We start from the raw sequence: 19,471 nt of genomic DNA, 5'->3' as shown, positions 1-19,471 counted from the left end.
ACTAATATATTATCGTTTCAGACATTAAATATTTATAATGATATAATATTATAAGTATTGTTAGTAGTATGATGGGTAGTATAATTTCTTGGATGTCCTTATATGCCATAAATTAATTTCATTATATTATTTATGGGAAATATCAAGACAAAGATGAGATGAAAAATAAATTTGCAAATTCAGTAAAAGTGGCGTTTTTCACAACTAACTATAACCCCGCATTTTTGGGTAGGGTTATAGTTAGTTACAAAAAATGCCACTATTGAAAATCACTTTTATCGTGTCTGTTGAACTAAACGCATAGCGAAGCATTCTTCTGAAAAATGATATTGTGTTTATTAATAACAGTAATTATTCCATCATCCCACTGATATGTGCTGCATAAATTCCTGATTCGGTTATTGAAACATACGTAGCTCTCCCCTTTTTGGTTCGAAAAACAAATCCATTTTTTTCTAACCGAGCAATAATCGTTTTATCCAGTTTCATTAATTGCCTGCTCTGGACACTTCTTTTTTTCTTAAACTGTTCAATCATTTTAAAATCCTCCTCGAAACCTTCAATATTTTTATCATGCATCATTTCCAAAATATCGCTCATTCTGGCGGTCTCTCTTTGCGTGAGAAAAAGAAGTATTTCTAAACCTTCAGAGTCAGGCATTACAATTTTAAAATTTGATAATTGAGTAATTTCCTGAGAAGAACAAATGCTTAAACCGTGAACTTCTCTGATTTTTTCATCATCAGGATATTCATCAGCATGGACGTAATACACCTGAACATCATGAGCCATCCCAACAAGTGTTGCTGCCACTGATGTTAGCCTCCCTGCAGCTGACATGTTTACAAAAATTCGGTTATTTTTCGCTTTTTCTTCTACGATTATTTTTGAAATTGTTTTCATTACTTCACGTAAATCGAAGAGGTTCACATGAATACATGTAACAGATATGCCTTTTTCCTGTAATTTTTCTCTTACTTTTTTAGCGTAATAGAGTTGTTTTTTGCTCAAATCAATTCGGGAATTCGTTCTTTGAGCCCGGTAAGGATGTAAACCTGATCAACTGTCGTATCATCAAATGTGATTACCGCACGATCAATTTCATGACCAAGTGGGATAATGTGAATAGTCCTTTCAATTCCAGCCATATTCTTACAATGCTAAAGATGTTAATGATGCTATAATAAAACTTTTATTGATGTTTCAGGTTCCAGGAAAAAACACGTAAAAAATTGAACGGGAGGTGAACATGACTCAAAGTATTTTTGGACTTGGTATGGGAGGAACGGGAATTGTAACCGTCCTTATCATAGCTGGAATTTTATTATGTGCCACCAACGTTAACGCCGCAGCAGGACAACTCGCAATTTGGGGTGGAATTGGTATTGGGCTTATCTTTGGAGGACTTGGTGTTATCGGGATTGTCAGTAGATACGTCTAACCGTCAAGACATGCGGTTAATTAAATATTGACTATTACTCTATTCAAAAGAACACATGACTCTGGTTTTGATTATCCAAGAGTCTTACATTTTTATTTACTAAACATCCGGCAAACAAATTTGAAGGATCTGACCATATTGGCTTTACCCCCAACTGGATTTTTTATAGTCAAGTCCAAATGCACCAGCTATTTTTTCACAACGAAGTTCTGATTTGATTCGTAACATGTCGAGATAAATATCTTTGGAATTTAAATAGAAATCAGCGGAAAATTGGATATCGTTAAGTTCTGATTGAAATTTAGAATTAGTATTAATTGCATCAAAATAATTTCCCATATCCTCTGAAATCGGCCACATATTTCCCTTTGGTTTCATCGAATACAAACCACATTTTCCTACAACACGAATTTCTTGCAATTGGATGGAGGAAGCCGTCATTAAATCATTTTTGCCAAATGATGTGCCGGATGGGTGATTGTGAGTAAGAATGTTTCCGCTTAATTCCGAATCAAATTCTACAGGAATTTCAGTAATTAATTCCCTATTCAAGTTATACTCGGCCTCAAATTCTTTAATCAGTTTTCCATCCTGAGAGAAAACCGCGACTTTCTCACCATCAAAAGGAGTGAAATGACAGATTTCCTTTTCAAACTTCATAATGTTTGGATGAACTGAAAAAATATCTGCTCTGAAATTTAGAAATATTGTGTTCATTTTTCTGCCTTGATTCTCATTAAAAGAGTATTTGCATCCTCATACTCACGCCCCTCCCGCCGGGCCAGTTCCGCCTCGGTTGGCACCAGCTGCCCGGAGAATGCCTGGGCAAGAATTGACTGGCAGAGTTTTGCGGTACGGTCCTTCGCAGCTGCGACATTTGCCTCAATCTGGTCGGCGAGAGAAAAGAGGGCATCGACGCGCCGGGCTATTTCATGTTGTTCGGGGAGAGGGCGACAATAAATAACTAAAGAAGTTACATCTTTTTGATTTATACTCGATTGATTGACAGCATTTTTTGCCTTTTTCAAGATCTGATTTTTTATAAAAGGGCTGCATAGGACATGATTTAGATATTTTTGATTGATGATGTTTGTATTAGGGGTTATCCGCATCATATTCGATTCAAAAACAGTATTTTCTTCAATATTTTCAATAAGGGCGCATTTACCGAGAAAATCAAGACTATTTACTCGGTTAATTAAAATATCTCCATCATATAGTTGGAATTTATTTATTTCTGATTCAGAACAGTCCAATCTTTTTAGTATTATTTGATCCGTAATTTTACCCTCATAAAATGAATCGATCCTAATTATTGGCGTCCCAGCCCCATATTTTGAAGACGGTTTGTATAACCCGTTTTGGGGTGTGCCAACAATTACATCTTTAATTACATATTTTTTTGAGTTTTCAAAATCTGTTAGAAGCCCCCAATAAATGGCCTGTCGGAACTGATGCACAATGCCCGGCACCCGCTCCAGCCGTGCCTCCGCCGCGTCCAGCCGGGCGAAGAGCGCCTCGATGGCGGTGACGATGCGGTGCTGTTCGGCGAGAGGGGGGAGAATAATAGGGATTTTTTTCATTGAACCTTGGTTTAATTTATATCTAGTAGTACCTGTGACATATCCATTATAATCAAAAAAATTGAGATAATATTTTAGGAATTTATTGCTTGTGAGTTCTTTAATTGCCCTAATAACATGAGCATGGTTGTTAACCCATGATTTTCCCTGAATAACATATGCAATCTGTTTTGTTTTGTCAAAGAATGGTGCTCCATCCTCACCAATCAATAGCAGTTCCTCATCAAACAGATAGTCATTTATCCATCCAACTTGACCTGTTGCACCGTAATAAGGAATATCCCCAAAACGTTTCTCCCTCTCTTTAGAATTTACAGGAATCCGTTGATTATCGAGGATGTCAACACATGTCACCAAAGGAGTTTTGGCCCACCCTTCCGGCACCTCACTCGTCTGCTGCATACCCATTCCCCATCAGATCTAGGATCGCGTTCAGCTCTGCCACCGCTGCCTCCAGCTCATCAATCGCTTCTGCGGCAAGCTCCTCCGGTAGGGGGAGATCTTCAGTTGATTCAAGGGAGTCGTCCCGAAGCCACTTCAGGGAGTCAATCTTGTAGTCGCGTTCCTTGAGCTCCGAGATGTGGAATTTATGCCATCGGTCGGCGGTGGAGTCATTCGGGTCACGAGGCGAACGGCCGTTCGGGTCGTCGCCGAAGCACTGCTCGAACTCGGCAAAGTGTTCCCGCGTTAGGGGACGGTCTTTCTTCGTGATCTTCGGGATGTTTGTGCGGCAGTCGTAGACCCAGGTGTGCTCGGTGGGAAGGCCCTTCGTGAAGAAGATCACGTTCGTCTTCGTGCCGGGGGAGTAGGGAGTGAAGGTGCCGTCGGGGAGGCGGAGCACGGTGTGTAGGTCGCAGTCCTCGCAGAGCACCTTGAATATCTCTCCCGCCTGATCGGCAAAGAGCACGTTGTCCGGCACGACCACCGCTGCCCGTCCACCGGGCTTGAGGATGGTCATTACGTGCTGGATGAAGTTGAGCTGCTTATTGGAGGTCTCAATTGTGAAGTCCTCACGGCCCGGTGACTGGTTCGCTCCTTTCGTCCCGAACGGTGGGTTTGTCAGGATCACATCAAAGCGTTGTGCGTCCGGCACCTCATAGATGGAGTCGCCGAGCTTAATCACCGGCTGTAGGTTATGCAGGTAGAGGTTCATCAAGGCAAGCCGCCGCGGCCGTTCGACGAGTTCCTGCCCGTAGTAGGTGCTCTCCTTGATACGCCGTGCAAGGTCGCGGTCAATCGCTCCGCCGCTCGTCACTGCCTTTAGCCACTCATAGGCACAGACCAGAAACCCGCCGGTTCCGCAGGCAGGGTCCATGATGGTGAATTCACGAGTGCCCCGTGGGTCGGGCTTCATGCACCGCACGATAGACTGGATCACAATACGCGGCGTGAAGTACTGCCCGGCACCTTTCTTCCCCTCGCTTGCCGCCTTCTCTAACAGGCCCTCGAAGGCCAGCGCCTTCACATCTATGTCGAGTCCTGTCCACTCTGTCTCATCGATAAGAGAAATGATCTTCTTCAGGCTCACCGGATTGTGAAACCGGGAAAGGGCACCTGCGAAGATATCGCCCAGAAGCCCCTCTGACTTGCCAAGAGTTCGCAGGGTATCGGTGTAGTGGTCGGTGAGTTCTGTTCCTGAGAGTCCCTTCAGTGATTGCCAGTCACAGCATGCCGGAAGTTCGATATCCCGCTCATCTGACATCTTTAAAAAGAGCAGATAGGTGATCTGTTCGATATAATCTCCGTAATCAATCCCTTCATGCCGTAAGGTATGACAAAAGCCCCAAAGTTTCTGCACGATATCGCTCATACTGCTACTGCCTCGTTGAATTCCTGAATAAGAATGGAGAGCTGGTTATTGAAGATCCGGTTTGCACGACCCCATCCCCCGTGGTCCGCAAAGACCGGGATGGTCTCAAAGTCCTCTTTATCTATTGAGAGGTTTTCGATTAAATGTGAGCGTATACGCCTAAGCCATACCTTCTGATCGGGGGTGAAAGTCTTGCCTGACGTCACTGCATCACACGCCCGCCGTATCCGCTCTTCTGCCGTAAGAAGCTCACTTTCCTCAATGGCTGCATGCTTGACCATCGAGATGATATCAACGAGCGCCTTGTGATACTGCACCTTGTGCGCACGTTCAAGGTTCTCCAGAGTGAACCGCTGCGGGGTTGCCGCAAGTTTGTGCTTCAGTTCACTGAGGGCATCGGTGCTCCAGTCCTGTGGACGGTCGAGGAGAATGCGTATCGCCTCAATTCTCTCTGGATTCTCCCGGACAAACTCCGAGAACTGGGTGAGATAGTCCGCCGGTTTGTATTCGTGCCCAGCAGCGTCACGGACAACCCATGTTGAGGATACCTCGTCCTGTGTATCATAGTCGACGATAAATTTCTTCGGTGGACGTGGATAGTTTTGCAGAAGATTCTGCATATCACGGTCACGGAGGAGTTCCATCGTCCCGGTGAAATCATCCTGAAGCCTTCGTTCAAGACTGACGGCGAACTTTTTCAGATCACCCTTCTCCACAAAATTACTGAAGAGATCCCGTGCCTCCCCTGACATCTCCTTGTCGATGCGGTTGAGCCGTTTCACGAGCACACGGGTGTTATATTCCCGGTCACGGTTGTTCCATATCTCATCGATCACCTGCGTGATCGGTTTTGTCTCCCGTTGTGGGGGTTCTGCAGTGATGCCGGTTACCTTGTTAAAGTAGTCCAGCAATGATCCGCCAAAACAGTCGAAGACCACAAAGTGAGACTTGTCGGGATGGTGTTCCCCCTTCCGCGTCCCGCGTCCCAGCATCTGCTCGAAGAGAATACGTGACTTCACCGGTCGGAGAAATACAATGTATTCAAGATCGGGAATATCAACTCCTGTTGAGAGGAGGTCCACCGTAACCACAATTCCCGGCTGTTTTCGGTTCCTGAATTCCCGCAGGTGCTGGAGGGGACGGTCCACCTTCCCGGTGATCTTTTGCACAAAGGAGTCACCCTGACCGAAGACATCACGTGCCGTCTCGACAAGCTGGTCGGCATGGGAGATGTGGGGGACGTCCTGTGCGGCAAAGATCAAAGTCTTTGGAAACCGCCCATACTGTTCTTCATGCTCAAGGGCATACTTCTGGATCTCCTCGATGATCTTCCGGTTCGAATCGATGGACGTGATACTGCGTTCGACCTGCTCGGACGGAAATGCCCGTTCATCTTCCAGCACATCAAGCGTCCGCTGGCCAGTCGTGGGATCGATGACATCAATGGCTTCTCCCTCATTGAGGAAGATACCCTCCATTCTCACGCCGGACTCAATATTCACGACATCATAATCAACAAGATATCCTTCCTTCACCGCCCGTTCGTAGCCGTATTCATACACCTTATGCTTGAAGTAAGCCATCGTGTGGGAGGCAGGAGTCGCAGTAAGCCCTATCTTAATCGCATCAAAGTGTTCAAGCGTATTTCGCCAGACCGAAATTTCCTGAGCTGAATACCCCCGATGGCATTCATCTGCAATGATGAGGTCAAAGGCATGAATAGGGATATCAATCTTCCCGGTGTCCTCTTCCGGCTCTTCATCCGAACAGAACTGAGCAGATTTCCCGAAGAGATTGATCGTCATCCGCTGGATGGTAGAAACATAGACAAAGCTGTGTCCCGGTTGTGGATCAGTTAGATAGACTTCGGGAAGAACATTCACATCATATGGCTCATTTTCATCAAGATCACCCCGATGAAACGCCTGACTGTATACCTCATAGGTCTTGTCGAACTTCAGTCCCTGTTCGGTCTCAAATGAGGAGAAGGCCCTAACGGCCTGTGCAGCAAGAGCACGCCGGTCCACCAGAAAGAGTATGCGTTTGGCAACTCCTGCCTTCATTAGTCGGTAGATCAGATTGACCATCGTGTAGGTCTTGCCTGTCCCGGTAGCCATTGCAACAAGCATGGCCCGTTTTTTATCTCCAATCGCTTCACCAATAGCATCGCAGGCTTCCCGCTGATAGGGACGCATCATAGGATTGTCCGGCACATCAGAGAACCGCATGCAGGCATCATCGATGTCAGCGTTAAGACGTTCCATAAGGGCATCTGGCGTATGAAATGAGGAAATCTGTTGTGAACGATTGAAAGCATGCCGAACATCATGGTGCCAAATCACTTCGCCATTGGTTGAGTAGAGGAATGGCACAAATAGTCCATCAAAATTGAACGAGTTTGTTGACAAACCACGGGCATATCGTTCCGCCTGAAGAAGGACACTTTGGGGACCAAGAGAGAGCCGTTTTGCCTCAACAACACCAATGATGGAACCATTCATACAGAGGGCATAATCAGCAGGGCCATTTTCAGTGGGATATTCTTCGATAGCACATCTATCGTGTGCAGTGAGATCCTTTCCCTCGGTAAATGGAACCACCTTCCATCCTGCCGCCTGTAGTTTTGGATCAATCCGTTTCTTACGGGTTTGTTGTTCGCTCTCTCCCATGCAACTCCCTCATAGTTTCCAAATATTGAATAAAAATAAATTCAAGTCAATAATTGAGTCGTTTGGCACCATACATCAACTTTATGGAATCTGTTTGATATTTTTCAATAATTACCAACAATACTTCAACATCAACCCACAACAACCATTGAATTGACTCAACAGAAAAGAAAGTTGAGAAAGAAACTCAGACCGCCAGCGTCTCTTTCAGTTGATCCCACGCCATCAACCGTTCAACAACATGTTGATTGAGGGAAAACGGCTTCTCAGACTCTGCGTTCTTTTTTATATAATGGAGTGTTCCTTTTGAGAAACCCAGTTTCTTCCAGTCAGCATACGAAATGCTGAGGATCTTCCTTCGTATCTCATCCGTATCAACCCTGTCAACCTGATACTCCGGTTTCATGAAATTCACCGACTGTTTCTTCCCGGTCAGGTAGTGCGCCAGCTCCCTGCCCTTCAGCACCATCACATAACTCCACATCAGCTCTTTGCCTTGATACTCAGGCCGTCTTGTTGAACCATGCGTTCACTTCTTCCGTCATCCTGCGTGCACCCGTGGGCCGTAACCTCAGTGCATAGCTCTCAGTCCTGACAAAATCCTTCGCGGTCATCGCATCACGCTCAACAAGGTTGACAACTGCCAGGTCAACAAGAAACCGAAACAACTCCTGCATATCATATGCCAGACTGTTCTTGCCGGATTGCATCTCATGAAGGAAGTTAACATGAAATTACAGACCAATGCTATTGATATTCCGCAGACATTCGGCTTCAGGAAGATAATGTCCAAATTCGAAAATGCAGTTGACCTGATCACCGGCTCCAGGCGATCCTGTTCGAAAACGATAGTTAATAGATTCAAATTCAGACTTTTCGGGGATGAAATTTCCAAATTCATGTCAGTGTTCTAAGGAACAAAGTATGAGTGCCTGAATTCATCAGAATGTTCTATTTTTCGTTCTAAAAGAATTCGAATGTCTTAACTAAGGACATATCAAAAACGAATATGATAACATGAATATTTCAATATTATTGCAATCTCTTCCCAAATTAAAAAGTGAGAATATTAGAAGTTCCACTCACTTTAATATCCGATTTGAAGAAAGGAAAGATGATGTAATGCCTGATATTGATGGTATTCATAAAATGCTTATAAGTAGTGATCCTGTTGCAATATCGAATCAGGAAGGCGAAAAATTTGAAATATTATTCAATTTAAACGAGGATTATGATCTGGCTTTGGTAGTTTCCGTAAAGGATACCAATCCTGAAATAATAATAAGTTTAATAACCTGTTATAAAAAAGAAAGAAAGAGGAGGGTGAAATAAATGACTGCAGATCAAATTTGCACGGATGTAGATTCTTTTGATTATGATTATGAAAATGACAGTCTTTTTATTTTCACAAAAGGGCCCAATTATTCGCATTCACTGAATTTAGATAATATCATTATTGACTTTAGTGAAGGGAATATTATCAAAGGAGTGGAGATACAAAATGCTTCCCAAAAATTTGGTGTCTCGAAATATGCGCTAAAAAACCCTCATAAAGTTGATGTTGGACTTAATGTTTCAGATGAAAAAATTGAGCTTAAAATAAGACTCACTCTCAGAATAAGAAATAAATATCTCCCCAAAGTCATCGCTACAACAGATATGAACGAATTCAATATTCCATCCGGGACAATGGCCATGTCGTGCGGAATGTGCTGAGAACATATTTTCATTTTTTCAAAATACATTAATCCGGTTACAATGGGTCAATAATCCCCAGATAACGTTTTTATTGAAACCCTGTTGTTGAAAGTATATTCCAGGAATATTCTAGCTGCTGTATTTAGGAATTCAACAGAGTCAAAACAGAGCCTTCCACTCTTATCTGGAAACGGGCGTTTTGCGACTTCCATGGGGATATTTGTTTATTGGCCTATTAAAACAAGAGTTGGGAAAGAAGGTCAATTAAGCCCCCTTACCCCTTCATCCCCATCGCATCATCAAGCCAGTCAAACTTCTCAGCAAACGACTGCCCGAATGCCCCGAACTGGCAGTGCGACCCGGCACCGTACTCATCGGAAAATTCCATGAATTCCCGTTCACCGGTGAGGTGGTCATAGAGTGCCTGTGCCTGCGTCCCGTCCGGGTCCAGGTGATCGGTTGCACCGCTGCAGACCAGCGTGGGGCATTGAATCTGTTCGGCAATGCTGTCGAGGGAAAATTCCATCCATTTCGCCCAGAACAATGCCGGCGAGCTGGCATTGAAGACGAACATGCCGTTCTCGTTCATCCAGCGGGTGCCGGTATCGTGCGCCATGGCTTCGCCGAGGGCATCGTTGAATGCTGCCGGATCCGTCAGCAGCCATTCATGCAGGTCTTCTTCTGTCATGTTCGCGGCCGCTCCCCCGCCTTCTTCCTGCAGGTTCCGCAGGAGATTCTGTCCGACATCGTAGGTGCCGGGGTCCGTGACCAGTGCCGTAATCCTGGGCTCATATGCAGCACCACGGGGGGCAAGGTAGCCGCCAAGAGAAATGCCCCAGAGTGCAATCCGGTCTTCTTCGACGTCGGACCGGCTCACCGCATAGTCCACAACCGGTGTGATCACATGCTCCCAGTCGGGACGGAACGGCAGATGCCGGATACGGATCACTTCGCCCTGACCAGGCCCCTCGAATGTCAGGACATTATAGCCGCGTTGTATTCCTTCCATTGCATATGGATGGAGTTCTTCCTGGCACCCGTCAAAGCCGGTCTGGACAATGAGGAGCGGACGGGGTGTGCCGGAATTGTCGACCATGTAGAAGTACCCGGGGAGTGTCGTATTTTCGTACGGGATCTCTACAATCTCGTACGGGACAACGTCAAGCGCGAGTGCATCCCGGAACGTTTCCCTGCCCTTTTCCCACGTCGCAACGATGCGGGGATCGGCGGGATTTCCATGCAGGAAGAACTCGGCTGTGCGGTAATAGGTTGCGGCCCGGTAGTATGCTTCCATGGCGGAAACCCGGTGCCCGGCTGCGAGGCTCTCGTCACCCGCCGTCCGGAAGGTGTCTGCCGTCCTGTTCCATTCACGGTACCAGCTCTCAAAGTCGCCTTCCGTGATACGTGACGCAGTCGAAAGACACTCCCCGATATCGGCTTCTCCCGAATACGAGGCGCCTATGATCCTCAGGAACTGGAACGCAAATTCCTGATCGGCAAACATGAGCGAAGGGCTCTCAGCCTCAGTGACGGCAGGTGAAGCCGGAGTTTGCTGAACAGATCCTGTGCAGCCTGCAGAAATGGCTAAAATAATTGTGAGCAGGACGGTGAACGTGATTCTGAAGGCTTTCCGGGGTTTCATGGTAGCTCATGGAAAGATACCGTTACAGGAATGATAACCGTTACGATAATTCCGTGGGAGAAACGGGGCTGCCTGTCTCATGCTCAGCCGGTGAACAGCAGGTTGTTCCCCTCATTCTGGTTCTTTTTATGAAGCGATCCCGCTGTGCGGGCGGCGTATGCAGTCCCTCTCGAGGGAAGGGCACAGAGTATCCACAACCCTCCCGTTCTGTGTCTCTCCCCTCTTTGTGGTGGCTTATCCGTTACTGAAGGGCTAACTCACTAATGTACAACCTGGTTTACACAGATCAAATATTTGTCTGGCGCCATGGGAGAATGTTTCTCCGCAGACAAACGTAAAAAGGCAGAAAATCCACGGGGAAATATGACCTATTCTTTCCCATATTCCCCCATCACACGCATACCCAGATACGTCTTCGATTCAACATACATGAATGTCTGCAGCTCTTCTTTTTCGAATATGGCCCGCTTCTCAAGAGACTCTATGGTTGGCCATTCTTCAATTCCAATATAATCCCACTCTTCGTTTGACCACCGGCAGTCAATCGTCATAATGAGTTTCATCCCGCATTCGTCCAGATACCTGCGGTCCTTACGCATGAAAGCAGACTTTTCCTCTTCAGACAGGCTGTAATATGCTTCCCTGATTTTGGCGAAATACATTCTTATGACAGGTTTTTTCTCTGGTATCGTTTCATATCCCCCCTATCTCATCCCCCACTGTTTTTTACATGGAATGTATGACCGATACATGAATTTTTTGACTGATATATGTTCCTGCCCCCTGAATTGTGTGGAACTTCATCCATTCCTGTCCGGATCCCGATTCTTCCCTCGCCGATGAGGCGTTCAGAGGCTCTATCATAAAAATTCCGGAAAGCATTTGCCTCTCTTAAGGATATTCGGATATGTTATACGGTCTTTCTGGCATTTGCGATATTCTTCATGTTATGTGCCTTTCCTGCTCAGGGATTTGTTCGGGTTTACCTCAGGAGGGTCCGGTTTGATGCTCGCAATTGAAGGACTGGCTGTTGTCATTCTGGCTTCCCCTGTAAAGAATTTTACCCGAAAATTTTCAATGCCCACGGTCATCAGTATGGGTTTTACGCTCATCGGAATCGCGCTGACAGGAATCTCATTTGTCCCCTCAGTTATCTGAATTCTTCTCCTTTTAATGCTGTTCGGAGCAGGTTTCGGGCTGGCACAAACTACCATCGATGTACTCATTGTGAAGATTTCACCTCCGGAATCAAGAGGCGGAATATTGTCGATTCATAATTGTATGAAATATGCTGGTCAGAGTCTTTCTCCGGTAATTTTGGCAGTTATTTTTGTCAGTTTCGGCATTAAAACGGTATTACTGATAGCAGGTATCCCTGGACTGCTGATCGCTCTAATGATCTGTCTGATGATACGAAGGTTTGAGAATCCGGTTGGACAGCCTGTTGCAGATGGGAAACCAGCCGTGCTCTGAATATTCCCCATTTTCCTCCCTTCCGTGCCCCCGGATACCTCCGTGATTCGACATACATGAACGTTTCCCGCTTATGTTTTCAAATATCAGCCTGCCTCTCAGGATATTCCTGTGCTGCCCATTCTCCCGAACCCCAACTATTATCCCTTTGCGAAAAGAGGAGGGAGCAATGGAACCTGCCGATCTCCTGAGGGATTTGACCTTCCTCAAGGCCGAGAAGGACCTTGCTGCACGGTTTTCCCTCTCCCCTGAGGCCCTCCTCCCGTTCATCTTCTCGATCCGGTTCGGGGGTGACTGGAGCTACGCTTCTGAGCATCTCTCGGCCATATCGGTGATGAAGAAGACGTCGGTGTACGACGAGGAGACAAAGCTGGGTTCCTCTCTGGAGGAAATCTATCTCCTCGTGAACCCGGCGGTACAGGAGAGTGAAGGGACCGTCCACCGGCTCGAAAAATGTGGCAATCAGCCCACCCGTCTCCTCGTGGAACGGCCGTTCCGTATCAGGGCAAGTGCTGACAGGATCCTGAAGATGACCGTTGACCCCCTCGCCGGAGAGATCAGGGTCGAGAGCCTCAGCAAAAAGGAGATCTCCTTCGAGGGATCCCCGGCATATGGCTTCGCCCACGAAATCGAGCATCTGGAGAAGAAGGAGATCACAGGAAAGGACCTGAGCGAGCTTCGGTTCGTCTGATCCCCGCACATGCCGTCGATATGGTTTCAAATATTCATTCCTGCAGGAGTTCCCGGGTTGTCGAACAGAAACGCAAAATTGCTCATCTGGTGCAGGAATTGAGATCTCCCCAATAGAGAACTGCATTTCCGTATCGAGATTCCCATTTCCATAAATGTCCCGTGTGTTCTCGGGAATACAATTCCGGACTCTTTCTTTCTCAGCTGCCTCTGTCGGGAGAACTCCATCAAACGTCTCATCCGTTACGTATTTCGGTTGCTATTATTATGCAGCATATCATCTTTCAGTTGTTCAAATTCTTCCACAGTAAGATGTCCGTTTTCTTTTAAAGTTGCGATTCGTTCCAAATCGCCAATAATATCATGTGCGGTGTCATCCTTTCTGTTTCGTAATTCTTCAACATATCCGGAAGAGATTATCCCTGTTGGTAAAGCAACAAATCCTATTCCGACTATCGCAATAATGGCGGCCATTAGTTTCCCGATTGGCGATATGGGATAGATATCTCCATACCCAACGGTTGTAAGGGATGCTACTGCCCACCATAACGCATGAGGAATGGAAGCAAAAGCCTCTGGCTGGACATCTCTCTCCACGTAATACATCAGGGATGAAGAAATAATTACAACAACGATCAGCAAAAAGAACGTCAGTAACAGTGCCTCTTTTTCCCGTTTCAGCACCCGAACCAGGATATCAAAAGAATGGGTATATCGTGCGAGTTTAAAGACTCTAAAGATTCTGAAAAGTCTGAGAACTCTTAAAAACCTTAAATCAACGCTCATAAATATTGGTAAATAAAACGGAGCTATTGCCAGAAAATCTATGAGCGCCAGGGGGGTAAATGCATACTTTATCCTTCCGATTATCGGCCGTTTAAATTCCTTATTTTCGGTACATGTCCATAATCTGAGAAAATATTCTATGGTAAAGACGATAATGGACACAATTTCAATAAGGAAAAAAAATTCCAGGGTTTCAAATTCGGTAATGCTCTCAATGATAATTGAGAGGACACTTGCGACAATTAAGATAATGATGAGGATGTTAAAAAAAACAGCCGGTTTTCCTGAGTCCTCGGTTAGTTCGAGTGCGTCATAGACCTTTTTTTTCAGCATTTCATAAAATTATGGCATTGAATGGGATATATTTTGCTGGCATGACCATTCTCAGATTCCGGCAGATGATATTTTCATTCATGTCTGACTTCATTGTCACGCACCCTTCACCAATGAATCCAATGTTATGAACGATACAGAAATTCGATTTAACTGCATCATCCCCTCTCCTTAAAATGGCTTAAACTGTTTTTGCAGCAGAAACGATAATTGCAGGAAATACCGAAAAAATCTTCTTTCTCAGGTTTGATCCCACATAAACATCAAGCCCCACACTGTTGATAACCCGCAGTCACCCGGCCTCGGAAGGGTGAAATAATGCAGCATACAGGTGGCCAACTCTCCAGCCCATTTACCTCCCCGCAATTATGTATTACACCTCATTCACTCTTTTGAAAATCTCACCGTCCGGCTAAGAAACGCTTAAATTAACTCCTAATGTCCCTTATGCGCAGAAAACCCGTCCCCACAGAAGGCCGGAGAAAGCATTTCTCAGCTAAAGACAGTTAATATATCCTCTCAAAAAATGCAGGGGATAGCGCCCCTGTATTCCCCTTGATAATCAGTCAAAATGCAAAAATACTGTCCAGATGGGCATTGTTTTGATGGCATCGGGGGATGGCTGAAATAGCGTTCATTTCGCCCGTTTTTTCGCAAAAAACAGTGTTTTTCCGGGGGTAGTGGACGAAACAAATCAGGGCTCATATTGCACCCACTCCTGAAATAAGAACGGGTTTTAGTCCGAATCCATCACTGCAGCAGATGGATCCGAATTTACTGTTCCATCCGGAACACCGGCCATATCGTATCACATCTGCTCAGCTGAAAGAATGACTCCTGCGGACTCCCCCTTCACAGCCATACTCACAGTATATGTACATCATGCCCGGCCATACTCATATCATCGAGTATTATTCCTCCGGACAAATACACCCACACCACCAAGAATCCCACAGACCATCCCCATCACCAGAATCCCCCCTCCCTCCGGAAATTCATGCATGGGGGCGGGCGGTGCGTCTACGCAGATGCAGTTTACCTGCTCGGTGGTGTCACTCCCGTCCGCGTTCGTGACGGTCAGGCAGACGGTGCAGGTCCCGGTCGTTGCATAGGTGTGCACCGGGTGCTGCTCGGTGGAGGTCGTGCCGTCGCCGAAATCCCAGAACCATTCCTCCGGCCCGCCGGTCGAACGATCAGTGAACGCGACCGTCAGCGGTGCTGCTCCTTCGGTTACATCCGCCGCGAAGGCCGCCGACAGGGCCGGCATGGTCTCCTGCGGTTCATAGAGGACGAGGACCCCTCGTGCCGCGAGCGTTTCGATGGCCGTCATTGCCGCAGATCCCGGCATGAGGTCGAGGCCGTTGTACCGCAGGTCAATCACGTTCCCCGGTCCAAGCTCGCCCGCATCGCTGTTTGCCACCAGCGGGGTGAGGTCGCGCACTTCGTTATGCGATATCACCAGCTCATGGAGGCCGGTCAGCCCGGCAAGGGGCCAGAGGTCGCTGACACGGTTGTTGTCAAGCAAAAGCACCTGCAGGCTGGCCGCGAACTCCAGTCCGGAGAGGGACACGATCCCCCGGTCAGGGGCAGAGAGTACAGAGAGCGTGCGCAGTTCCTCTGCGGAGATATCTCCATCAGGAATACCGAGCGCCTCCCGCACCGCATCCTCAAGGCTGTCATCAGCAAAGAACGCAAAACCGCACCAGTCCGCAGTATCACCGTGCACGGTGCACCGGGTAAAGATATTGTTCTCGGAGAACCGCCCCTGATACACGCCGCATCCATAGCTGGAGATGGTACAGCCGGTGAAAGAATCCATATGGGATGCATCAAGGAATACCCCGTATTCATCTCCAAAAATATCGCAATCGGTGAATTTATTCTCGTATCCACCGTTGAATGCGCCATATTTACCCCCAAAAATATCACAGTTCGTGAAGGTGATATCGTTTCCAATGAGGAACACGCCGTATCCACCCCCGAAAATATCGCAGTTCGTGAAGGTGATCCCGCTTCCGCTCCCGAACACACCGGCGTTCATATAATCCGTGTTTCTCATGCTGCAGTCGATAACGGTGGTATTTGTGGACTCACTGAGGAGGATGCCGTTACCTCGTGCAAAAAATATGCATTTCCGGAAGGTGGTACCGGAAGAGTATATGAGATGGGCACCGGTGCAGCTGTCAATAACTCCGCTACGGGTGAACGTGTTGCCGGTGGTACCATCAATAATAATGCCGGTAGCGGCAGGCCCCAGGTAAAACCCATCCACTATACAGTCGGTGAAGGTGTTGTGGGAACCTCTGACAATAAATCCATCCCTCCCCTCCGGTCCGGCGCTGGTAACCGTCCACCCGGTGAGAACACCTTCGAGGGTATTATTGTCCGACTCCACCCGCACCCCGTAGACCACCATGCATCCAATGAGGCTACATTCGTCCGCCGTCAGGGTGACCTTTCCGTCGATCGCCGTATCATAGCCGCCCACCAGGATGAGAGGCTTATCCACCACGACATCCTCCCTGTACGTCCCGGCACCGATGATGACGGTATCGCCATCGGCTGCCGCATCGATGGCACTCTGAATGGCTGCAAAATCGTCATCCTCATTCGGTCCGACCGTCCACTCATTCGCCCGCACCGTTGGGATGTCACTGACTGTGGCAATTCCGGCCAAAGGGACATCACTGAACGTCGTTTCACCGGCAGATGGGAGGTCGCCGAATGAATATGTCCTGATACGGCCGGTTTCAGGATCGTTCACATAGACATTCCCGGCAGTATCCATCGCGATGCCGTACGAATGAACAGACTCCCTGTCGGCAGGTGCAAATGACCCCCAGATAACCCCATATTCTTCCCCGTCTGCAGGCGATGCGACTGCGGCCGCCGCCGACGGGAGCAGCATGCATCCGAATATCAGTGCCACTACCATATACCACTCCATGTGCTTCACCGCGGACGAATCACGGTTAATACAGATAATGGTATGTGAGGCGCTGTATGGCTCCACGCTGTCGTCCGGACGAAGAAAGCCTCCTTTCCCCTTCCTGAATGTAAATATGCCGGGGTATGACTCCGCCCTTTTCTCAGGTGCGTCACCCCCGATTGCACGGATGAACACCGGTTCAATGAGGGAGGCCCCGGCGATACGGGTCAGTTGCAGTATCTCTTTTCTGCTCTTTGTTCTCCGCCCCGACCCGTTTCATCGCAGCATTGAGTGCAGGCGGAAATACAATGATTTCCGGGAAATACCGGTTTTTGATCAATAACCGTTCGTGACGGCAAAAAAAAGAGAAATCATTCCTTTCCGGATTGTTTATCCCAGAATTCCTCAGCCTCTGTCTCCATCTTTTCGAGCCGTTCGTAGTAGTCGGGGAATTCGTTCAGATGAGCAAGGGCTATTTTTCCGGTCATCAGGGGATCGTCATTTGTCACGTTTGTGCCGGGATCTCTCTGCCCGTGTTCAAGCTCCACGTTCATTCCCGCCGTAAACTCCTCAACGGAGAATTTGTCCCATCCGACGCCGAGTTTCTCTCCGATTTCTTTTCCTTCGGCAGTTGTAAATGTCTTTTTCGCGCTCATAACCGTAATCAATTTGGTGAAATGGCAGTATGGAATGATATACCTATTGCCTCCATCAGTATCCATTACTATCACGGTATTTTGCATCATCAGTATTCTGCTGTGGAAACAGCAGTCATATCGGTTGAAAAATGCATTATAAAATATGATGAATGCATCCCTGGTTACAGGGATAGCGACTCCTGAGAAGAGGAAAAGACTGGTAGTGCGGTACGCGATACAGCGGTTTTGTAAGATCTCTGCACCGGCAGCAGGACTGATATAGCAGTATGGAGTAGTGAACAGCAGGTGTACCATGGAACAGGCACGACTTATTCGTCCGGGGGATGCGGCAAAGAATTTTTCACTGAAAAGTCAGCACGACAAAACCGTGGATCTCTTCGAAATGACAGGGAAACGGGTGATTCTTTCGTTTCACCCTCTCGCATGGACGGATTACTGCGCCGCCCAGATGACATCGCTTGAAGATAACCGGGAGTGTTTCGAACGGATGAATACGGTCGCAGTGGGCATCAGCGTCGATTCCCTCCCCTGCAAACGGGCGTGGGCAGAAACCCTCGGCATTACCGGAACGCCGCTCCTCTGTGATTTCTGGCCTCACGGTGAGGTCGCCCGGCAGTATGGCATCTTCCGTGAAGCAAACGGCTTTTCCGAACGGGCCACGATCATCATCGATGAAGACGGAACGGTTGCCCGGGTGAAAATCTACCCCGTGCATTCGGTGCCTGATATCGGGGAAGTGATCGGCTGGCTCAGCGATATGGATACAACCCGATCAACGATATAAAGAGACATAGAGATGGTGTGGTCTTAAATGCCGGGGGCAACATAGCCCTGACAGGATAGAACCGATCATAAATTCCCGGCTCACTGATTTTTGCAAATGTCTGAAGGGGAAGAATTCTCAGGTCATCGGCACAGATACTGTACCGGCAGATGTGTGGTGGTGCTCAGAAAAACCCATAGGGACGTATTCCTGATGAAGCAGCGACAATACGGTTCTATCTGTCCGGTATCTTACGCATCTGAATGGAATATATGGCCCGCATCACCGGTTCCGGCGCATTCCTCACTGAAATAAGAGGGCACAATAATGGAAGAAAAATCATACTACGACCGAATTTTTGAAGGACTGGATTATGCCGATACAGAATTCTGCGGCAGGGAATTTGAGTCCTGTACATTTTTGGACTGCATTTTTTCAGACAGCAATCTGTCACAGAATACGTTCACGGATTGCCGGTTTCAGAGCTGCAATATGAGCACCGCACTTTTCAGCAATACCAGCCTGAGAAATGTCGATTTCAGGGCATGCAAACTGACAGGCGTTGATTTCGGGAACTGCAATGCATTCCTCTTCTCCGTGACCTTCGAACAGTGTCGTCTGGACTATTCGGTATTCTTTAAAAATGCCTTGCGGAACAGTAGATTTGCAGACTGCATTATTCACGAAGCAGGTTTTATCGAGTCGGATCTGTCCGGAGCGGTGTTTCATGACTGTGATTTACTAAACTCCGTCTTCATCCGGAGCAATCTGAGAGGTGCTGATTTCAGAACCGCGAATAATTACTCGATTGACCCTGCGGGAAACAGAATTGAGAACGCACAATTCTCCTATCCCGGTGTACTGGGGTTATTGGATGCATACGATATTGTGGTAGAGTATTAGCACGGTGCAGCCCGTTCGGGATTGGCCTTTCGCCGTGGATGTTGGACACATAATTCCCAAATCATTTGTTCCGGTATTTCCGGGTAAAACCG

Annotated in this window: 22 protein-coding genes; 8 read left to right on the top strand and 14 right to left on the bottom strand. The window is 47.3% G+C overall.

All coding sequences use genetic code 11. The features are described from left to right. Window positions 1-351: 351 nt before the first annotated feature. The gene (locus L1S32_RS03725) at window positions 352-1,011 is read right to left on the bottom strand and encodes a DUF6293 family protein (protein ID WP_278156249.1); all 660 of its coding nucleotides are present in this window, start codon (window positions 1,009-1,011) and stop codon (window positions 352-354) included. Continuing rightward, entirely contained in the window at window positions 1,008-1,148 is a 141-nt protein-coding gene (locus L1S32_RS03720) for a DUF6293 family protein (RefSeq protein WP_278156248.1), read from the bottom strand. Before L1S32_RS03720 ends, L1S32_RS03725 begins: the two co-directional genes overlap by 4 nt. A gap of 101 nt (window positions 1,149-1,249) precedes the next feature. On the opposite strand from L1S32_RS03720, the gene L1S32_RS03715 reads away from it, so the two are divergent. Continuing rightward, entirely contained in the window at window positions 1,250-1,441 is a 192-nt protein-coding gene (locus tag L1S32_RS03715) for a hypothetical protein (protein ID WP_278156247.1), read from the top strand. 144 nt (window positions 1,442-1,585) lie between these two features. Here L1S32_RS03715 and L1S32_RS03710 read toward each other — a convergent pair whose 3' ends face one another. The 6 genes from L1S32_RS03710 to L1S32_RS03685 all read right to left on the bottom strand — a co-directional run bounded on the left by L1S32_RS03710 (window position 1,586) and on the right by L1S32_RS03685 (window position 8,213). Beyond that, entirely contained in the window at window positions 1,586-2,101 is a 516-nt protein-coding gene (locus L1S32_RS03710) for a hypothetical protein (protein WP_278156246.1), read from the bottom strand. A 53-nt stretch (window positions 2,102-2,154) separates the two neighbouring features. Beyond that, window positions 2,155-3,426 carry a restriction endonuclease subunit S gene (locus L1S32_RS03705; protein WP_278156245.1) on the bottom strand — a complete coding sequence of 424 codons (1,272 nt, stop codon included), beginning with the start codon at window positions 3,424-3,426 and terminating at the stop codon, window positions 2,155-2,157. Continuing rightward, window positions 3,410-4,834, bottom strand: a complete 1,425-nt coding sequence (locus L1S32_RS03700; RefSeq protein ID WP_278156244.1) for a class I SAM-dependent DNA methyltransferase — start codon at window positions 4,832-4,834, stop codon at window positions 3,410-3,412. The genes L1S32_RS03705 and L1S32_RS03700 overlap by 17 nt, the downstream gene beginning before the upstream one ends. Beyond that, window positions 4,831-7,503 carry a type I restriction-modification enzyme R subunit C-terminal domain-containing protein gene (locus L1S32_RS03695; protein ID WP_278156243.1) on the bottom strand — a complete coding sequence of 891 codons (2,673 nt, stop codon included), beginning with the start codon at window positions 7,501-7,503 and terminating at the stop codon, window positions 4,831-4,833. Before L1S32_RS03695 ends, L1S32_RS03700 begins: the two co-directional genes overlap by 4 nt. Before the next feature lie 187 nt (window positions 7,504-7,690). After that, window positions 7,691-7,972, bottom strand: a complete 282-nt coding sequence (locus tag L1S32_RS03690; RefSeq protein WP_278156242.1) for a hypothetical protein — start codon at window positions 7,970-7,972, stop codon at window positions 7,691-7,693. Window positions 7,973-8,006: 34 nt separating this feature from the next. Then, on the bottom strand, window positions 8,007-8,213 hold the full coding sequence (locus L1S32_RS03685; protein WP_278156241.1) for a CRISPR-associated endonuclease Cas1: 207 nt from the start codon (window positions 8,211-8,213) through the stop codon (window positions 8,007-8,009). A 307-nt stretch (window positions 8,214-8,520) separates the two neighbouring features. On the opposite strand from L1S32_RS03685, the gene L1S32_RS03680 reads away from it, so the two are divergent. After that, a complete protein-coding gene (locus L1S32_RS03680; RefSeq protein WP_278156240.1) occupies window positions 8,521-8,835 on the top strand; it encodes a hypothetical protein in 315 nt (104 codons plus the stop codon). Then, window positions 8,836-9,219, top strand: coding sequence for a DUF2283 domain-containing protein (locus tag L1S32_RS03675; protein WP_278156239.1), 384 nt, complete (start codon window positions 8,836-8,838; stop codon window positions 9,217-9,219). A 47-nt stretch (window positions 9,220-9,266) separates the two neighbouring features. Here L1S32_RS03675 and L1S32_RS03670 read toward each other — a convergent pair whose 3' ends face one another. The 3 genes from L1S32_RS03670 to L1S32_RS03660 form a co-directional block, all read right to left on the bottom strand. After that, window positions 9,267-9,413: a hypothetical protein gene (locus tag L1S32_RS03670; protein ID WP_278156238.1), complete on the bottom strand. Its 147-nt coding sequence runs from the start codon at window positions 9,411-9,413 to the stop codon at window positions 9,267-9,269. Window positions 9,414-9,475: 62 nt separating this feature from the next. Next, window positions 9,476-10,843 (bottom strand): alpha/beta fold hydrolase, encoded by a 1,368-nt coding sequence (locus L1S32_RS03665; RefSeq protein ID WP_278156237.1) that lies wholly within the window; start codon window positions 10,841-10,843, stop codon window positions 9,476-9,478. Between the two features lie 368 nt (window positions 10,844-11,211). Continuing rightward, complete coding sequence (locus L1S32_RS03660) at window positions 11,212-11,442, bottom strand: hypothetical protein (RefSeq protein WP_278156236.1); 231 nt, start codon at window positions 11,440-11,442, stop codon at window positions 11,212-11,214. Window positions 11,443-11,848: 406 nt separating this feature from the next. Here L1S32_RS03660 and L1S32_RS03655 point away from each other — a divergent pair, with 406 nt between their 5' ends. Together L1S32_RS03655 and L1S32_RS03650 are read left to right on the top strand one after the other, a co-directional pair. Next, window positions 11,849-12,001: a hypothetical protein gene (locus tag L1S32_RS03655; RefSeq protein WP_278156235.1), complete on the top strand. Its 153-nt coding sequence runs from the start codon at window positions 11,849-11,851 to the stop codon at window positions 11,999-12,001. A gap of 484 nt (window positions 12,002-12,485) precedes the next feature. Further along, entirely contained in the window at window positions 12,486-13,007 is a 522-nt protein-coding gene (locus L1S32_RS03650) for a RimK/LysX family protein (RefSeq protein WP_278156234.1), read from the top strand. A 242-nt stretch (window positions 13,008-13,249) separates the two neighbouring features. On the opposite strand, the gene L1S32_RS03645 is transcribed toward L1S32_RS03650, so the two are convergent. Together L1S32_RS03645 and L1S32_RS03640 are read right to left on the bottom strand one after the other, a co-directional pair. Next, window positions 13,250-14,125, bottom strand: a complete 876-nt coding sequence (locus L1S32_RS03645) for an ion transporter (protein WP_278156233.1) — start codon at window positions 14,123-14,125, stop codon at window positions 13,250-13,252. A 901-nt stretch (window positions 14,126-15,026) separates the two neighbouring features. After that, window positions 15,027-17,072, bottom strand: a complete 2,046-nt coding sequence (locus L1S32_RS03640; RefSeq protein ID WP_278156232.1) for a right-handed parallel beta-helix repeat-containing protein — start codon at window positions 17,070-17,072, stop codon at window positions 15,027-15,029. Between L1S32_RS03640 and L1S32_RS03635 the strand changes: the two genes are divergently transcribed. After that, a complete protein-coding gene (locus L1S32_RS03635) occupies window positions 17,071-17,397 on the top strand; it encodes a hypothetical protein (RefSeq protein ID WP_278156231.1) in 327 nt (108 codons plus the stop codon). The two genes, L1S32_RS03640 and L1S32_RS03635, sit on opposite strands and share 2 nt — an antisense overlap. 28 nt (window positions 17,398-17,425) lie before the next feature. Here L1S32_RS03635 and L1S32_RS03630 read toward each other — a convergent pair whose 3' ends face one another. Beyond that, window positions 17,426-18,007: a DUF5661 family protein gene (locus L1S32_RS03630; RefSeq protein ID WP_278156230.1), complete on the bottom strand. Its 582-nt coding sequence runs from the start codon at window positions 18,005-18,007 to the stop codon at window positions 17,426-17,428. Between L1S32_RS03630 and L1S32_RS03625 the strand changes: the two genes are divergently transcribed. Together L1S32_RS03625 and L1S32_RS03620 are read left to right on the top strand one after the other, a co-directional pair. After that, window positions 18,006-18,497 (top strand): redoxin domain-containing protein, encoded by a 492-nt coding sequence (locus L1S32_RS03625; RefSeq protein ID WP_278156229.1) that lies wholly within the window; start codon window positions 18,006-18,008, stop codon window positions 18,495-18,497. The genes L1S32_RS03630 and L1S32_RS03625 overlap by 2 nt on opposite strands. A gap of 306 nt (window positions 18,498-18,803) precedes the next feature. Next, window positions 18,804-19,379: a pentapeptide repeat-containing protein gene (locus tag L1S32_RS03620; RefSeq protein WP_278156228.1), complete on the top strand. Its 576-nt coding sequence runs from the start codon at window positions 18,804-18,806 to the stop codon at window positions 19,377-19,379. Window positions 19,380-19,471: the final 92 nt, after the last annotated feature.

Source organism: Methanogenium sp. S4BF, assembly GCF_029633965.1.
Taxonomy (GTDB): domain Archaea; phylum Halobacteriota; class Methanomicrobia; order Methanomicrobiales; family Methanomicrobiaceae; genus Methanogenium.
Note: the sequence above shows the minus strand (reverse complement) of the source record. Positions and strands in the feature narration are given on the sequence as shown.

Bases quoted from the DNA above. Each gene is read 5' to 3' on its own strand.
- L1S32_RS03665 (WP_278156237.1), bottom strand. From the start codon at position 10,843: ATGAAACCCCGGAAAGCCTTCAGAATCACGTTCACCGTCCTGCTCACA.
- L1S32_RS03625 (WP_278156229.1), top strand. From the start codon at position 18,006: ATGGAACAGGCACGACTTATTCGTCCGGGGGATGCGGCAAAGAATTTT.
- L1S32_RS03705 (WP_278156245.1), bottom strand. From the start codon at position 3,426: ATGCAGCAGACGAGTGAGGTGCCGGAAGGGTGGGCCAAAACTCCTTTG.
- L1S32_RS03670 (WP_278156238.1), bottom strand. From the start codon at position 9,413: ATGGAAGTCGCAAAACGCCCGTTTCCAGATAAGAGTGGAAGGCTCTGT.
- L1S32_RS03720 (WP_278156248.1), bottom strand. From the start codon at position 1,148: ATGGCTGGAATTGAAAGGACTATTCACATTATCCCACTTGGTCATGAA.
- L1S32_RS03700 (WP_278156244.1), bottom strand. From the start codon at position 4,834: ATGAGCGATATCGTGCAGAAACTTTGGGGCTTTTGTCATACCTTACGG.
- L1S32_RS03690 (WP_278156242.1), bottom strand. From the start codon at position 7,972: ATGGTGCTGAAGGGCAGGGAGCTGGCGCACTACCTGACCGGGAAGAAA.
- L1S32_RS03630 (WP_278156230.1), bottom strand. From the start codon at position 18,007: ATGGTACACCTGCTGTTCACTACTCCATACTGCTATATCAGTCCTGCT.
- L1S32_RS03640 (WP_278156232.1), bottom strand. From the start codon at position 17,072: ATGGAGTGGTATATGGTAGTGGCACTGATATTCGGATGCATGCTGCTC.
- L1S32_RS03710 (WP_278156246.1), bottom strand. From the start codon at position 2,101: ATGAAGTTTGAAAAGGAAATCTGTCATTTCACTCCTTTTGATGGTGAG.
- L1S32_RS03645 (WP_278156233.1), bottom strand. From the start codon at position 14,125: ATGCTGAAAAAAAAGGTCTATGACGCACTCGAACTAACCGAGGACTCA.
- L1S32_RS03675 (WP_278156239.1), top strand. From the start codon at position 8,836: ATGACTGCAGATCAAATTTGCACGGATGTAGATTCTTTTGATTATGAT.
- L1S32_RS03650 (WP_278156234.1), top strand. From the start codon at position 12,486: ATGGAACCTGCCGATCTCCTGAGGGATTTGACCTTCCTCAAGGCCGAG.
- L1S32_RS03635 (WP_278156231.1), top strand. From the start codon at position 17,071: ATGTGCTTCACCGCGGACGAATCACGGTTAATACAGATAATGGTATGT.
- L1S32_RS03715 (WP_278156247.1), top strand. From the start codon at position 1,250: ATGACTCAAAGTATTTTTGGACTTGGTATGGGAGGAACGGGAATTGTA.
- L1S32_RS03680 (WP_278156240.1), top strand. From the start codon at position 8,521: ATGAATATTTCAATATTATTGCAATCTCTTCCCAAATTAAAAAGTGAG.
- L1S32_RS03655 (WP_278156235.1), top strand. From the start codon at position 11,849: ATGCTCGCAATTGAAGGACTGGCTGTTGTCATTCTGGCTTCCCCTGTA.
- L1S32_RS03620 (WP_278156228.1), top strand. From the start codon at position 18,804: ATGGAAGAAAAATCATACTACGACCGAATTTTTGAAGGACTGGATTAT.
- L1S32_RS03695 (WP_278156243.1), bottom strand. From the start codon at position 7,503: ATGGGAGAGAGCGAACAACAAACCCGTAAGAAACGGATTGATCCAAAA.
- L1S32_RS03685 (WP_278156241.1), bottom strand. From the start codon at position 8,213: ATGCAATCCGGCAAGAACAGTCTGGCATATGATATGCAGGAGTTGTTT.
- L1S32_RS03660 (WP_278156236.1), bottom strand. From the start codon at position 11,442: ATGCGTAAGGACCGCAGGTATCTGGACGAATGCGGGATGAAACTCATT.